Annotated in this window: 13 protein-coding genes and 1 tRNA gene; 3 read left to right on the top strand and 11 right to left on the bottom strand. The window is 48.9% G+C overall.

Features of this window, described 5'->3' with window-relative positions:
* Positions 1 to 7 precede the first annotated feature (7 nt).
* The 11 genes from IKW96_RS08935 to IKW96_RS08885 form a co-directional block, all read right to left on the bottom strand.
* The gene (locus tag IKW96_RS08935; protein ID WP_296573383.1) at positions 8 to 2,305 is read right to left on the bottom strand and encodes a bifunctional (p)ppGpp synthetase/guanosine-3',5'-bis(diphosphate) 3'-pyrophosphohydrolase; all 2,298 of its coding nucleotides are present in this window, start codon (positions 2,303 to 2,305) and stop codon (positions 8 to 10) included.
* Entirely contained in the window at positions 2,295 to 4,352 is a 2,058-nt protein-coding gene (gene recJ, locus IKW96_RS08930) for a single-stranded-DNA-specific exonuclease RecJ (protein WP_296573381.1), read from the bottom strand. Before recJ ends, IKW96_RS08935 begins: the two co-directional genes overlap by 11 nt.
* A 156-nt stretch (positions 4,353 to 4,508) precedes the next feature.
* Positions 4,509 to 5,207, bottom strand: coding sequence for an RNA polymerase sporulation sigma factor SigE (sigE, locus tag IKW96_RS08925; protein ID WP_296573379.1), 699 nt, complete (start codon positions 5,205 to 5,207; stop codon positions 4,509 to 4,511).
* A gap of 16 nt (positions 5,208 to 5,223) precedes the next feature.
* Positions 5,224 to 6,036 (bottom strand): sigma-E processing peptidase SpoIIGA, encoded by an 813-nt coding sequence (locus IKW96_RS08920; RefSeq protein ID WP_296573377.1) that lies wholly within the window; start codon positions 6,034 to 6,036, stop codon positions 5,224 to 5,226.
* A 275-nt stretch (positions 6,037 to 6,311) separates the two neighbouring features.
* Entirely contained in the window at positions 6,312 to 8,033 is a 1,722-nt protein-coding gene (locus IKW96_RS08915; RefSeq protein ID WP_296573375.1) for a DEAD/DEAH box helicase, read from the bottom strand.
* Between the two features lie 86 nt (positions 8,034 to 8,119).
* Positions 8,120 to 8,875 (bottom strand): class I SAM-dependent methyltransferase, encoded by a 756-nt coding sequence (locus tag IKW96_RS08910; protein ID WP_296573373.1) that lies wholly within the window; start codon positions 8,873 to 8,875, stop codon positions 8,120 to 8,122.
* Positions 8,876 to 8,887: 12 nt separating this feature from the next.
* On the bottom strand, positions 8,888 to 9,637 hold the full coding sequence (locus IKW96_RS08905; RefSeq protein WP_296573371.1) for a tRNA threonylcarbamoyladenosine dehydratase: 750 nt from the start codon (positions 9,635 to 9,637) through the stop codon (positions 8,888 to 8,890).
* Between the two features lie 13 nt (positions 9,638 to 9,650).
* Entirely contained in the window at positions 9,651 to 10,616 is a 966-nt protein-coding gene (locus IKW96_RS08900; protein ID WP_296573369.1) for a GNAT family N-acetyltransferase, read from the bottom strand.
* A gap of 1 nt (position 10,617) precedes the next feature.
* Positions 10,618 to 10,863, bottom strand: coding sequence for a DUF3781 domain-containing protein (locus IKW96_RS08895; RefSeq protein ID WP_296573367.1), 246 nt, complete (start codon positions 10,861 to 10,863; stop codon positions 10,618 to 10,620).
* A complete protein-coding gene (locus IKW96_RS08890; RefSeq protein ID WP_296573365.1) occupies positions 10,863 to 12,131 on the bottom strand; it encodes a DUF1015 domain-containing protein in 1,269 nt (422 codons plus the stop codon). Before IKW96_RS08890 ends, IKW96_RS08895 begins: the two co-directional genes overlap by 1 nt.
* 75 nt (positions 12,132 to 12,206) lie before the next feature.
* The gene (locus tag IKW96_RS08885; protein WP_296573363.1) at positions 12,207 to 12,761 is read right to left on the bottom strand and encodes a nucleoside triphosphate pyrophosphatase; all 555 of its coding nucleotides are present in this window, start codon (positions 12,759 to 12,761) and stop codon (positions 12,207 to 12,209) included.
* Between the two features lie 226 nt (positions 12,762 to 12,987).
* On the opposite strand from IKW96_RS08885, the gene IKW96_RS08880 reads away from it, so the two are divergent.
* From IKW96_RS08880 to IKW96_RS08870, 3 genes are all read left to right on the top strand, one after another.
* Positions 12,988 to 14,409, top strand: coding sequence for an MATE family efflux transporter (locus tag IKW96_RS08880; protein ID WP_296573361.1), 1,422 nt, complete (start codon positions 12,988 to 12,990; stop codon positions 14,407 to 14,409).
* A gap of 110 nt (positions 14,410 to 14,519) precedes the next feature.
* A tRNA-Gln gene (locus IKW96_RS08875) sits at positions 14,520 to 14,594 on the top strand.
* A 451-nt stretch (positions 14,595 to 15,045) separates the two neighbouring features.
* Positions 15,046 to 15,528, top strand: a complete 483-nt coding sequence (locus IKW96_RS08870; protein ID WP_296573359.1) for a dCMP deaminase family protein — start codon at positions 15,046 to 15,048, stop codon at positions 15,526 to 15,528.
* Positions 15,529 to 15,576 lie beyond the last annotated feature (48 nt).

Genomic DNA, 15,576 nt, shown 5'->3' with positions numbered 1-15,576 from the left:
ATTCTCCTTAAATGGCGGCTCTTTCGACAGAGATAACGCCCTTTATCTTTCTGAGTTTCTCAAAGAGGTTCTTGAGCTGTTCAGTGCTGGAAATAACGATAGTTCCCTCAAAAAGAGCGTTTCCGTTCTTGAGCACTCTCGAAGCGGAATGTACGATAGGCACACGGGCTTCCAGCAATACTGCGGAAATATCGTAAACGAGCCCGACGCGGTCCACAGCAGTGACCTCAAAGCTTGTCTGCAGCTGAGTATCGCTGTTGTCAGTCCACTGTATCTCAACCCAGCGTTCGAGCTCCTCGGGATTGTTCCTTGCGAGGGCAGCCTTGTAGTTTGTACAGCTTGTGGTGTGTACGGAAATACCGTAGCCGCGGGTTATGAAGCCGATGATGTCATCTCCGGGGAGAGGATTGCAGCACTGTGCGAACTTTATGAGCATATCGTCTATCTGGTCGAGAACGATACTGCTCCTGCCGTTGGGCTTTGGCTTAATTAGCGGAACTACAGACGGTTCGTCCTCGTTTTCGTGGAGCTTCTCATATTTGTCCTTGAGCCGCGGCATTATCTTTGAAAGGGAAATACCGCCGTAGCCTATGGAGGCGTAGAAGTCCTCGAGAGTCTCGCAGTTATGACGCTTGAAGTCGTCCTGCAGGAACTCGGTATACTGCTCCTCCTTGAGGTTTATCCTGTGACGCTTGAATTCGCGTTCAAGCTGGGTCTTGCCCTCGGTGATGTTTTCGTCGCGGCGCTCCTTTTTGAACCAGGAGCGTATCTTTGAACGGGCTTCGTTGGTCTGTACGATATTGAGCCATGCACGGTTGGGGCCCTTTTCGGGGTCCTTGCTGGTGATTATCTCGCATATCTGGCCTGTCTGGAGCTTGTAGTCAAGGGGGACTATCCTGCCGTCCACCTTTGCGCCGACGGTCTTGTGGCCGATCTGAGTGTGTATGCGGTAGGCAAAGTCGATGACCGTGGAGTTGATAGGCAGGCTCACGGACATTCCCTTGGGGGTCATAACGACGATATCTTCGGGATCAAGGTCGGTCTTGATTATGCGGACTATCTCCTCAACGTCGTCGGAGGTCTGCTGTGCTTCGATAACCTGTCGCACCCATGCAAGGCGGTGTTCCATCTTGTCCTTGCCCTGTATGCCCTCCTTGTACTTCCAGTGGGCGGCGATACCGTATTCAGCGGTCTCGTGCATATCCCATGTGCGTATCTGCACCTCGAAGGGGATACCTTCCTTTCCGAGAACTGTGGTGTGCAGAGACTGGTACATATTGTTCTTAGGAGTGGAGATATAGTCCTTGAAACGGTTGGGCAGAGGCTTGAACATATCGTGGATAAGTCCGAGTACGTTATAGCACTCCGCAATAGTCGTAACTATGATACGGACTGCATATTTATCGTATATTTCGTCGATATCCTTGTGATTTATGAATATTTTCCGGTATATGCTGTATATGCTCTTTACTCTTCCGTCTATCTGGGGGGGCTGTGCGAATTCCTCGGACTTGAAGCGCTGAGCGATACGGCTCTTGATGATCTCGATGAAGGCTTCTCGCTCTTCCTTCTTGTTTTCCAGGATATTCTCTATCTCGGAATAGGCATAGGGGTCGAGGAAGTGGAAAGCAAGGTCCTGCAATTCCTCTTTCATGGCTCTGATACCAAGGCGGTGAGCTATGGGAGCATATATGTTCATGGTCTCAAGAGCGGTGTTCCTCTGCTTTTCGAGCGGGCGGTACTTGAGTGTACGCATATTGTGGAGACGGTCGCTGAGCTTGATAATCATTACACGGATATCCTGAGACATAGCAAGGAGTATCTTTCGGATATTCTCAGCCTGCTGTTCCTCCTTGCTTGAAGTGGGGATCTTGCTCAGTTTTGTGACTCCGTCAACAAGGAGAGCCACGTCCTGTCCGAAACGCTTCTTTATATCGTCAAGAGTTGCGTCCGTGTCCTCCACTACATCATGGAGCAGGGCTGCACAGATAGTATCCGTGTCCATTCCAAGCTCAAGGAGCGTGTAGGATACCGCAAGGGGGTGGGTGATATAGGGCTGGCCCGAGGAACGGGTCTGTCCTTCGTGAGCCTTTGCAGCAAACTCATAGGCGGAAATGATCTTGCTGAGATCGTACTGCTTGTCGTCTGTGAGTATCTTCTGTATTATCTTCTCAATGGTGTAATCGTCCTTGAAATCGGGGATATCGTTGAGAAAGTCAGTCGGATCCTTCGGAAGCGCCGATTCGGGTATAGGTATTTCTACCTCCTGATGTTTGAGATTTGATACATTCATGTCATCTGTCATATCTATTCTCCTTATCTATGGCTTGTCCGAGCTTGCTTCTGAGGGAAACGAGTACGGGAGCCGAGTCCAGATCGGCTTTCTGAGTGACGCTGATCTTATTTATCCTGAAGTCAGAGCATGAAACAGCTACAAGTCCAAGCTGTCTCAGAGCTTCGACGGAAACGCAGAATTTACAGTAGTTGATGTTCCTGTCATTCAGCCTGATGTAAAGGGAGTCCGTATTTATCCCGGCTTCAGGTATGGCCTTGTATATCTTTACAACATCGTCGCGTGACGGGTTCATGCTGGGGTAGTAGTTCTTCGGGAGCTCCTCACCGCGCAGAAAAGCTTCAAAAGCTTGCTGTGCCGCGAAGTATCTGCTCTGCTCAAACATATGTGGCCTTATGTCGCTGATGATGATGTTTGGAGAGACATTGCCGCGGAATTCGTTGACCCCGAGGGAAACTATCATGTCGCAGACATCACCCTTTGCGAACGGAAGTTCCGATGGGGACTTCCTGAACATGAGGGCGTCAGCCTGAGTGAAGCCCGTCTTTATGCGGAGCTTCGTATGAGCTCCCTCAGATAAAGGGACTATATCGGTTATCTGTGCGTTTTCTATGTAGAAAAGAGGCTTTTCGTTATCGGTACCGAAAGGCTCGAGAACGTCGAGACCTCTTATGTTTTCAACTGTAAGCTCCTGCGGAGTAACGGGACTGTCCGCGTGAAGCTCCGCAAGAGGCATATTCCTGTGATTTTCAAGGGCGTATTTTTCAAGGAGACTGCGGAAATTTTCCGTCATTCCCTCCTTTATGGTAAAGCCGCCTGCGCCGGGGTGTCCGCCGAATTTTTCAAGAGCTTCAGAGGCGGCAGTGAGCGCCTCGAACACGGAAAATTCACCGAAGGAACGGGCTGAACCTCTTATCTCGCCCTCAGCTTCCGAGGCTATGAAGCAGGGCTTTCCGAACTGCTCCACTATACGGGCGGCAACAATGCCGATAACTCCGTGGTGCCAGTCCTTTCCGCAGAGGAAGATGACTCTGCTCCTGATAATTCCGGGGTCTTTGTCTATCATGGAGTATATCTCGGAAATAATGGAGTTTTCCGCGTCTTTACGCATATTATTGAGCCTGTCCAGTTCACGGGCTATTGAAAGGGCTTCGTCGAAGTCCTCGCAGAGAAGAAGCTCCGCTGCAGTTTTCGGTGAGCCGAATCGTCCCGAGGCGTTTATCCTCGGAGCTATGCCGAATCCCACGGAGCGCGTATCCACAGGCTTGCCGTTAAGTCCGCAGACCTCTTTGAGAGCCATTATTGCATGACGGTCGGAGTTGCTTATAAGCCCGAGACCGTATGAAACGAGAAAGCGGTTTTCGCCTTTAAGGCTAACTATATCGGCAACTGTGGCAATTGCGGCAAGGTCGCCGAATTGCTCGAGAGCCATTGTGCAGTCGCCGCCGTCAAGGGCAGCAACAAGCTTGAGAGCTATCCCTGCGCCGCACATCTCCTTGAAAGGGGAGAAACAGTCGTGCCTGTGAGGGTCGACTACAGCCTCTGCACATGGGAGCTGTTCGCCCTGACGGTGGTGGTCGGTAACGACCAGCCTCATGCCGAGAGAGTATATGTGTTCGGCTTCGGGAATAGCGGAAATACCGTTATCCACAGTGACTATGAGGGATACTCCGTCAGCTGCCATGCTGTCGGCGGCTTTCATGTTGAGTCCGTAGCCCTCCGAGCGTTCGGGTATGTAATAGGTCACGTCCGCGCCCGTTTCCAGCAGATAGGAATATAGAATAACTGTGGCTATAATGCCGTCGCAGTCGTAATCGCCGTAAATGCATATGCGCTCGCCGTTTTCGATGGCGCTGTTTATCGTGTCCGCAGCCTCCTGCATATCCTTTATGAGGAACGGGTCGGAAAGCTCGTCCGCATTAAGGCTTTCCATGACAGATTCCGCTGAGGAGTAGCCCTTTGCCGCAAGGGCAGCCGCCGCAAGGGAGCTTACTCCGCAGTTGAGCATAAGTGCGGAAACGATTTTTCTGTCGGGTACTCCGACGCTCCATTTTTTCATACAATGACTCCTGATGAGAAAGATATAGATATAATCATTATATCACAGATCTGCCCTTTTTACAACACCGAAGCATAAAAAAATACAAATTAAGCTGTCAGTCTCCTGCCGTCAGCCTGCATGGGCGGCGTAATGCCGCCCGGAAAAAGGTATTTCTCAGGATACGCTTTCTATCTTGATACGGAGCTTTTTGATTATCTTCTTTTCGAGCCTTGATATATAGGACTGGGATATGCCTATGCAGTCGGCGACCTCCTTCTGGGTCTTCTCCTTGCCGTCGATAAGTCCGAAGCGCATTTCCATTATCTCCCTTTCACGGTCGCAGAGCTCTGCAACGGCGTTGCGCAGTATATCGCGCTCGGCTTCGTTTTCGATACCCTTGTTGACAATGTCATCGTCAGTGCCGAGTATGTCCGACAGCAGCAGCTCGTTGCCGTCGTAGTCGATATTCAGCGGCTCGTCTATGGATAGGTCGTTGCGGTACTGTGATGACTTCCGCAGGAACATGAGTATCTCGTTCTCGATACATCTCGAAGCATAGGTGGCAAGCTTGATATTCTTCGTGGGACAGAAGGTGTTAACGGCTTTGATAAGCCCTATTGTCCCTATGGAGACCAGGTCCTCGATACCGATGCCCGTGGACTCGAATTTCTTGGCTATGTATACCACAAGCCGCAGATTGTGCTCTATAAGGCAGTTCCTTGCTTCTGAATCGTGAGCGGCAAGCCGCGAAAAGACTTCGTTCTCTTCCTCTCTTGTAAGGGGCGGCGGAAGCGTATCCGAGCCGTTTACGTAGAAGACCTCGCCTGTGAAACGTTTTTTCAGGTAATTTCTTATGATACTGATAATGTTCATGTCTTTTCTCCTTCATCTATATTTTCAGCAGCTTGGGGTTGAAAACGGCTTTTCCGCCGCATCTGCCGAAGCCTATGACAGCGTCCACCGGCTTTCTGCCGCTTGTGCAGCTGCTTATCAGTACTTCGTCCGGGCGGAACACGGGTATCAGTCCGCTGCCCGAGACCGCAGTACAGGGGAGCAGACGAAAGCCTTTCGGGAGCAGCGATATATCGAGCTCCGCACCTGTTAGCTCGGAAAAGCTCTCCTCTGAGCAGATTATCACGGGAGCTCCCGTAAAATAGTCAACAAGGGCGTTCCCCGTATCTGCAAGCCCTGCAAGCGACAGCACCTTGTCTCCTGCACGGATAAAGACCCTGTAATCGCCGTCGGGAGTTCTGTCCGTGAATATACGTACTGCTCTCACGGCGAAATACAGAGCCGCAGTGGTAACGACGAGTATCAGGAGCGAAAAATCTATGTAAAAGCAGGCGTTGTTGAAGTGAATGAACCCGGGCTTCAGCATAGTGTATACGCCGTAGACCGTCCCTGCAAGGACGAAATTCGCCGCGAAGAATGCGGTTGTGTTCAGCATAAGCCGCTTTTTTCCGTGAAAACCGAATGCAAGGGCAACTATACTCACAGCTGCGGCAAGCTTTATCAGGAGCGACAGGAGGTTCCCGAGCTCGGGCAGGAGTATGGTCAGTGAGAAAAGGCTGCCGTAGACCGACGCCGCCGCACATCTGCCCGTCCGCAGGGGAGAATGCGTTAGCCCTGCGGCAATACGGAGCAGAAAGAAGTTTACATAGATATTCAGGACTATGAGCACATCGACGTATATTGTCTTCACGGTACACCCCCTGAGCTGCTGTCTGTAGTATTATTATAATGCAGCAGGTCCGCGGAATATGTCATAAGCTGTCCTGCATGACATATAAAAAATCAGGGGGCTTTACGGAATTAAGGAAGAAACAGAAAAAGGGAGCCCTGAAAAGGACTCCCTGAAAAGCAGGTTTATTACCTCAGAAACGGCAGTGCAATTGCTCCGATTATCATTATTCCTGCAAGAACAAGAATGATAACTCTCATCCACGGTTTCATATTTCTGTTCATTTGTATCACTCCTTAATGTCTTTTTTTCATGCGCTTTTTGCGGTCTGGTATGTAATCGGAGAATATCTCCGCTCTCTTTTTGTTTCCGTATGCTTTCTTTTTTCGGTCAAAACGGGGCTTTTCGCCTGAGCGGCGGCTCTTGAACCTGTCGCTGTCGCTGCCCTTGTAGAGCTTCACCTCCACCTTGTTGCCGTTAATCTTCATTGAGTCCGTACTGTCTATGATGTATTCGGATTCAGCCTCGGGAACTTCAACAGTAGTGTGCTCGTCGAAAATGTCTATCTTGCCGAAATCACGCCCCGTCATGCCTGTTGCGTCAACAAGGGCGCCGAGTATGAAATTCGGAGCTATCCTGCGGTTCCTGCCGACGTTTATAACTATCTTTACTGTTTTTGCGCCGCTGTTCCTGCCCTTTTTGAGCGGACGGGCGCTTTCGAGGTCGGGAAGTGCGTCGGTCTCGGATTTCAGCTGCTTCTCAATCAATCTTGCGGCAGCTTCGCGGTAGTCTATACCCTGTGCAGCAAGCCTGTCGAGGATATCATATGCGTTGTGACCTGCCTGCGCTTCGGATATCTCGCTGGTAAGGGACTCCTTTTTCATGGCGATGATGTCTGATTTTCCGGGCAGGGGCATTTCGCGTATCTCAGCGTGTGTGTATTTCTCAATGGCTCTCAGGTCGTAAAGCTGCTTTCTGCCGCTTATGAGGGTATAGGCTGTGCCTGTTCTTCCCGCTCTTCCTGTTCTGCCTATTCTGTGTATGTAGTACTCGTTGTCCTGCGGCAGGTCATAGTTGAAGACCGCGTCTACTCCGCTTACGTCGATACCTCTTGCAGCAACGTCAGTTGCCACGAGTATCTCGGCAGCCTTGTTCTTGAAGCTGTTCATCACCTGCGTGCGCTGTATCTGCTTCATGTCGCCGTGAAGACCTGCGGCGCGGAAACCGCTTTTTACGAGCTCCTCAGTGAGCTGGTCTACCATTACTTTTGTGTTGCAGAAAACCATTGCGGAGGCAGGTCGGTATGCGGCGAGGAGAAGCTTCAGGGCGTCGGTCTTGCGGCCCATTGCAACCTCAAAGTAGAACTGCTCTATTAGCTCAACTGTTTTCTGTGCGGTCTTTATCTTTATATGTACGGGATCGGTCTGATATTTTTCCGTTATTGCCATTATTTCCTTTGGCATTGTTGCGGAAAACAGGACAGTCTGTCTGTCCTCGGGGACGTCTGCAAGTATGGACTCGATATCCTCGCGGAAGCCCATATTCAGCATCTCGTCAGCTTCGTCCAGTATTACCGTGCGGATATTGTCGAGCTTGAGGGTCCTTCTGCGGATATGGTCCATTACTCGTCCCGGAGTACCGATGACTATATTCGCGCCGCGTTTCAGCTCATGGATCTGCTTTTCCATGCTCGCACCGCCGTATATGGCAGAGGATTTCACGCCCTCCTTGAATTTCGCAAATTTGCGTATCTCCTCGTTTGCCTGCATTGCAAGCTCTCTTGTGGGGCAGAGGATAAGGATTACTGTTGACTTCCTGTCGGCTTCGGTTATGCTCTCAACGGCTGGTATGCCGAAAGCGGCGGTCTTGCCGGTACCCGTATTTGAGCGCCCAACAACGTCGCGTCCCTCAAGCAGCAGGGGAATGCTCTGCTGCTGTATCTCTGTCATCTCAGTGTATCCCAGCTCATCTACAGCGCGGAGAAGCTCCTGAGACAGATTTAGTTCATTAAAATGCATTTTGTTACCTTTCTTCCTTGATTATTCCAATACCATTTATCATAGCACAAAAAGCGGAAAAGGTCAAGGGAATTTAACAGTAAATGTCAGATTTCCCTGCAAAAAAGCATATTGTTGACCTGTTCGGTGATGAATATCTCTCCGCCAGTGACTTCGATACCGTAGCTGCTGACAGTCTCTTTCGGGTGACGTTTCATTATAGTTTCGTATATTTCCTCGTATTTTCGCGGAAAACGAATGCTGCTGATGAATGAATCTGCAAGCTGAAAGCCGCAGTTCCCACAAAGAGACTTCCACTCGGCAAGGCTGCGGAATTTTATATGTCCGTCGGGCTTTACCTGCATATATTCGTCGGCAAAGCCGTTTTCATCTCCCTCATTTGGGGCGGGGTCTGAAATGAAAAAGCAGCCTTTCCCTGACAGTATACGGTCCACTTCTGAAAGGCTGCTGTTTATATCGGGGAAATGGTGGAGGGAATATCTTGTAACGACCATGTCGAAGCTGCGGCTTTCAAATGGGAAAGTGCTGCCGTCATAGCTTGCGAAGCTGACATTGTTCAGTCCCTCATGAGCCGCCCTTTGTCTGTTCTGTTCCAGGGCTTTTTCCACGATATCGAGACCGACAACGGTTATGTCGGGGTGCTTTTGTGCAATTGCAAAGGCGAGATAGCCGCTGCCTGTCCCAAGGTCAAGTATCCTCATGTCCCTTTTTACCGGAAGGATACCGAGTATAGCTTCAATATGGGAACTGTCCTGCGTCTGCCTGTTGTAGAAGCTCTTCTCGGAAAAAGCAGCTTCAAATCCCTGCTTTGCGGCGGAGATCATTTCTTCGGAGTTTGACATAATATTACACCTTTACTTTTTGCCGGTTCCTGTCAGGTCTTTTATGACCTCGCCGGCTATGATAAGTCCGACAACTGAGGGAACAAAAGCGGTAGAACCCGGAGTTGAGCGCCTTGCGGAGCCTGTACGCATATCCGTTGCTCCAGAACCGTCCTCGGCTGCCTGCCCCTGCGGAACTATTGGCTGCTCTCTGGAGTATACTACTTTCAGCTTCTTCACGCCGCGGCGTTTCAGCTGATAGCGCATGACCTTTGCAAGGGGACATACCGATGTCTTGTATATATCCGAGACCTCAAATGCGGTGGGGTCGAGCTTGTTTCCTGCGCCCATTGAGCTTATAACGGGAACTCCTGCACTTTTTGCCTGCATGATTATCTCAATCTTTCCCGTTACGGTGTCGATTGCGTCAATTACGTAGTCATACTGCGAAAAATCAAGCTTGTCCGCAGTATCGGGCATATAGAACATTCTGTGGCATGTCACTCTGCAGTCTGGATTTATCTCATGTATGCGCTGAGCAGCAGCGTCCACCTTGTACATACCGACAGTGCTGCTGAGGGCGATTATCTGACGGTTTATATTGGTAACGCAGACTTTGTCGTCGTCAATGAGGTCAAGTGCGCCAACGCCCGAGCGGGCAAGAGCTTCAACGGCATAGCCGCCTACGCCGCCCACACCGAAAACTGCCACACGTGAGCCTGCAAGGACTTTCATGGCTTCTTCTCCGAAAAGAAGCCCGGTTCTTGAAAAACGGTCAGACATAGTTTACTCCTTCTTACAGTGACTTTTCCATGTATCCGCAGGTAAACGGGAAGAAATCGAATTTTTTCGTGTCTGTATGTACAGCTCCCTGCTTTTCGTACCATTTGCGGAGCTTCTCATTTTCTTCAACTATGCTGAATACAAGCTTCACGCAGCCTTTATCCTTTGCTTTTGTGCAGGCATCGGCGAACAGAGCGCTGCCAATGCTTTTATGCCTGTATTCGGGAAGAACGCAGAGATTATTCAGTTCGCACTCTTTGTTTTCAAGCAGAAGCAGGGAATAATATCCGATAATTCTTCCGTTTTCGGAAAAATAGCCGTACATTGGACGGTGCTCGCTGTCAAACTGCGAGTACAGTTTATCATCGGTTGTTGCAAAGGCAACAAATCGGGGAGCGTTTTCTACAGTGAAGCCGAACTCGTCTGCAACAGTCATGAAGCTTGTCCTTATGACTTCCGTACATTCGGGAATATCATCTCTTTCTATAGCCTTTATCGTAAGTATTGAAGGCACTCTGAACTTTTCCAGACGGTAAACGTGTTCGTCGTCTACCTCGGCAATGCCGTCCTTGTAGTCGTAGCCAAACTTCCTGTAGAACTGGCAGCCTGTAATGGACGAGGGTATCTCTATACGCTTTGCTCTGAGGAAGAACTCATCATTTTCGAGAGTTTCCATAATAAGTCTGCCTACGCCATTGCCCTGATACTCGGGGAGAACAAATATAGTGAACAGACTGCTCTCATCTTCCTTGCCCCAGTAAGGACCGATAGCTCCGCAGCCGATGATAGTATCGTTATCCTCTACTACATAGAAGTGCGTCCAGCCGGCGCGTTCGAGGATATTCTGAGGCTGCATGATTTTGACCCACTCTTCCATGGACTCGTCAGGGTAGTCCTTAACATTGGATATCCTTAAAGTTTTTATGACAACAGCCGAAACTGCGTCCGCGTCTGATTCTTTAAATCTTCTTATGTTCATTTTATTTCTCCTTTCTGAGTTTATGGGCGGTGATTATGGTATAACTGTATGCATTTACGGTAATTATACAGCCGTTCACGGTCACGTACCAGTTCTTTCCTCTGCGCTCGGTAACGGCTTCTGGAGAGCTTATCTTCTCTCTGCACCATTCAACGACATCGGCGCAGTCAAGGGAAAGATTTCTCTTTATACGAACTGCGCCAAGCTCCGTTGTATGAAGCTTGGCGATATTGTTCAGTAATTCCATTATTCGGTTATCCTGCGTGCTTCGATGTAGAATCTCTTGTCCTCGGCGTGTCCCATGGAGAAGGTCTTTCTCGGGAGCGCTCCGTCCTTGATAACAGTGGGGAAGAGCTGAGATTTGTCCATATCGGGGAGTATGAATGCAATGCCGTTATGCTTCTCGGCAAGGCTCTTTACTGTATCGGCTCCGTGAATATAGTCGATCTTTCCGCCGTTTGCCTTGATGTAGCCGTCAAGGAAGTTCTGGAGAGAACCGACGGAGAGATTTGAGGACTTCCTGTTGATGTAGAGCTTCTTCTCAGTACCATTGCATGAGCAGATAACGTACTGGTCGGAGGTATTTGTCTCTGAGAGCTCCAGTGCAGCTGTGAGCTCGCTTATAAGCTTATCGCAGTCAACATCGTATACAAGACGGTGGATAGCCTCGAATTTGAGAGCGTCACTGTGGAGGTTCACTATCTCGGCAAGTGCATAGCGGGCAGGGTGATTTGAGAAGTCCTTATCAGGATTTGCTTTTTTCAGCTGCTCGTAGAATTCCTTTGCTGTAGCGAGGGAGTGATTTCCGTCGCCCATAGCATAGAGGAGGACGGGAGTATCGGAAAGACCGTACTTTTTGCAGAATGTATCGGGGTCTGCAAGAGCACAGAGAGCTTTGTCAACAGCCTCCTGTGCGGACTTGTCCACAAGCCAGCCCTTTATGCTTCCGCCGTTCTGCATGAGCTCAAAATCATAGAGCTTGCTGTCGTCGGAAGCAGATTTTGCAAGGGGCTCGATAACTGTATTGTCAGGGTCGTCAATGAGTATCATAATGTGGGGGAGTTCAAGTGGAGCGCCCTGTCTTACTTTGATACGGGGAGGTATACGCTCGATGACTGTAGCCTCGGTAGCTCTTACCTCTGAGGTGCTGCCCTTTGAGAATTCGTACTTTTCGAGGTCGATAGCTCCCACTATGCCCTGACGGAGTATACCGTTGCTCTGTGTACGCTCAACGTACACCATAGCGTCCTTGTACTCGGTGAAAATACCGTCGGAAACGTATTTGTCCATTGATTTATGTATATTGTCGATACGCTGTGCAACGCCGTCCTGTTCAAGATAGAGCTCGGGAAGGATAAGGTTCAGTGTTGAGGGAGCGTTCCCTACAGTTGCGCTTACCTCGTCCCAGTATTCAGGCTCGCTGGTGTACTGGTCGCAGGCGATAACGGACCACTTGTGCATATCGCAGTCCTTTGGTAAAAGAATGTCAGCAGAATGAAATGCAGTTGAGTTCATGGTAAATACTCCTTTATAGTTATTGGTTTTTAGTGCTTAGTGATTAGTGGTAGGGAACGCCGAGGGCGGCGTTCCCTACACGGCTCTTTTCAGCTCGTTGAAAAGTCGCCCCACGGGCAGTCCCACCACGTTGAAGAAGTCTCCGTCAATGTGGGAGATAAGGGCTGACCCCAGCCCCTGTATGCCGTAGCCGCCTGCTTTGTCGTAAGGCTCGTCGGTATCGGCGTAAGCTTCAATTTCGGAATCCGTCAGCTCCCTGAAAGTAACGTCTGTCACCTCGGAAAATGAGCTGACTCTGCCTCCGCTGATAATGCAGCAGCCTGTTACTACCTGATGTGTCCTGCCCGAAAGCTTGGTTATATCCGCGATACACCGGGCTTTGTCGCATGGCTTGCCAAGTATCTCGCCGCCGCAGATGACTGTTGTATCGCAGCCGATAACTGTGCATTCGGGATATTTCTCCGCAGCCGCCTTTGCTTTCAGTACAGCAAGGTATTCGGAAGCCTTCATGGGCTCGATATCTTCGGGGAGAGTCTCGTCGCAGTCAGTGGAGACTGCTTCAAAGTCCTCGGTTATGTATCTCATCAGCTCCCGTCTTCTCGGGGAAGCTGAAGCAAGTATTATTTTCATATTGCTTCTCCATATGATTTAAAGTATATACAAGAATTATTTTACCACACACGGTGCATACTGTCAAGGACTAATCTTATCCTATTTGTTGAAATTGCATTATGTTTAACAGAAAGTATCAAATAAAATTGGCATATCATTTTTTTATACCGCTATTGTATTTTTGCCTGTAATGATGTATAATTATTAAGTATTTGATGTAAAACAAAAAAGAAGGGTAATTTTTATGAATAAAAAACCACATGACGGAGCAACCGATAGTGCGGAAGGACATCAGGGAGAAGTGGGAAATCCTCTTGGCAGTGCGCCTGTAAGGACTCTTATGCTCAGGTTTGCCATACCAAGTATCGTTGGTATGCTGGTTGGCGCACTTTATAATATGGTTGATCAGCTCTTTATCGGAAAAGCTGTGGGAACTCTCGGAAATACAGCTACTTCCATAGCATTTCCGTTTACGACTGCCTGTATGGCTCTTGCCCTGCTTCTCGGAATAGGCGGAGCTTCGTGCTTCAACCTTACACTTGGCATGGGAAACAAGAAAAAAGCGCCGTACTTCGCAGGAAATGCCCTGTCACTCCTGGTGGCAGGCGGAGTTGTCATTTCGGCTGTAACGCTCATTTTCCTTACGCCGCTTCTTAGGCGTTTCGGAGCTACGGACGCGGTACTCCCTTATGCTGAGGAGTACGTAAGGATAACAGCTCTCGGCTTTCCGTTCCTGATACTTACAACAGGCGGAGGTCACCTCGTGAGAGCGGACGGCAGTCCGAAAATGGTAATGATATGCAGTATCACGGGTGCGGTCATAAATACCGTGCTGGACGCTGTTTTCGTTCTCGGTCTCGGCTGGGGAATGAAAGGAGCGGCTATCGCGACAGTTGTCGGACAGTTCGTTTCCGCTATGATAGTTGTGGTGTACTGTTTCCGCTTCAAGACAGTTCCTCTTTCGGGAAAGCATCTTATCCCGTCCTTCGGGATAGTGAAAAGGGTAAGTTCCATTGGTATGGCTTCATGCTTCAATCAGCTTGCCATCGCTGTGGTTCAGATAGTTCTCAACAACTCTCTCAAGCATTACGGTGCTCTTTCGGAATACGGTGCGGACGACCCTATAGCTGTTGCAGGTATCGTTATGAAGGTAAATATGATCGTTTTCTCCATAGTTATCGGACTTGCACAGGGTACACAGCCTATCGAGAGCTTCAATTACGGCGCAAAGAATTACGACAGGGTAAGGAATGCTTACTGGATGGCTCTCAAAACGGGACTTGTCATCTCGCTGGTCGCTTTTGTATTCTTCCAGGTATTCCCGAGACAGATACTCGGCTTCTTTGCAAATGAACAGGCGAGCGAGGGATATTACGATTTCGGAGCAAAGTTCTTCCGTATATCGCTGTTCTTTACATGGCTCAACTGCCTGCAGCCCATAACCTCAACTTTCTTCACTTCAATAGGAAAGCCTATAAAGGGTATATTCCTTTCGCTGACAAGACAGATACTGTTTTTCCTGCCGCTGCTTATCGTGCTCCCTATGGTGTTCGGTATCGACGGTGTTACCTATACGGGACCTGTTGCAGACGGACTTGCGGCAATAGTTGCGGTAGTCATGGCTGTATTTGAGTTCAGGAACATGAAGGCTCTCGAAACAAAGTAATATTGCCTGAAACTGAGAACGAACAAAAGAAAAGTCAAGTTAAAATAAAAATAAAAATCCTGCGGTATTGATTTATTGCAGGATTTTTGTTATAATATTTTGGTAAGTGTTGGGGTATAGCCAAGCGGTAAGGCACAGGACTTTGACTCCTGCATTCGTGGGTTCAAATCCCGCTGCCCCAACCAGCGCCGAGCGGGCGCGCGCAAATTCGCGGCTTAGTTTTACTGAGCCGCGAATTTTTTTCCGCGCTCTATACCGTATCTAAATTGGTTCACTCTTACAACAATGCCCTTGGCGATATGTGTGATACGCATAGAGAAGTATTTGTGAGAATTTATTGAGGAAAACCCTTTCCTCAGAAAGGTTTCCCCCGATAAGTCCCATATATACTTCTTTACGAGTATCACACATATCGCTGAGGGGCGTTGTTTTTAGTGATTAGTGAATAGTTGAGAGTATGGAGGCGGTTCTGTATTATTCACTGTTTTGGTATAAAGGTGGGATACATTTCATTTGAACGGTTTTCTTTTTTCTACTTACTATTCACTAATCGCTGAAATCTAACCACTATTTGACTTTTTTCGACGGATATGCTATTATAAATTATCAATTACGTGATTTTTTGAGGTGAATACGATGAAAAGAAACGATTACATAAGCTGGGACGAGTACTTCATGGGTATCGCCATGCTATCTGCTCAGAGGAGCAAGGACAACTCCACTCAGGTGGGAGCCTGCATAGTCAATGACCAGCATAAGATAGTTTCCGTTGGCTATAACGGTATGCCTACAGGCTGCAACGATGATGATATGCCATGGGAGCGTGACGGTGAAACAACTCTCGATACCAAGTATCCCTTTGTCTGCCATGCGGAGCTAAATGCCATTCTCAACAGCAGCTTCGGCAGTCTCAGCGGCTGCACTCTCTATGTGACGCTTTTTCCCTGCAACGAGTGTGCAAAGGCTATTATCCAGTCTGGAATAAAGCGCGTTGTATACTACAATAATAAGTACGCAGGCACAGAAGCTGTGAAGGCTTCGTGCATACTATTCGATAAATGCGGTATCGAGACCGTGGAGTATATCCCAAGCGGAAAAGATATCGTTCTTTCCGTATGAGGTGAGATTAATGGTGATAAAACGAATTAACTGCTCGGTGCGGTAAGA

The organism is Ruminococcus sp. (assembly GCF_017549005.1).
GTDB lineage: Bacteria > Bacillota > Clostridia > Oscillospirales > Ruminococcaceae > Ruminococcus.
The sequence above is the reverse complement of the archived record's forward strand: the minus strand, read 5'-3'. Positions and strand labels throughout refer to the sequence as shown.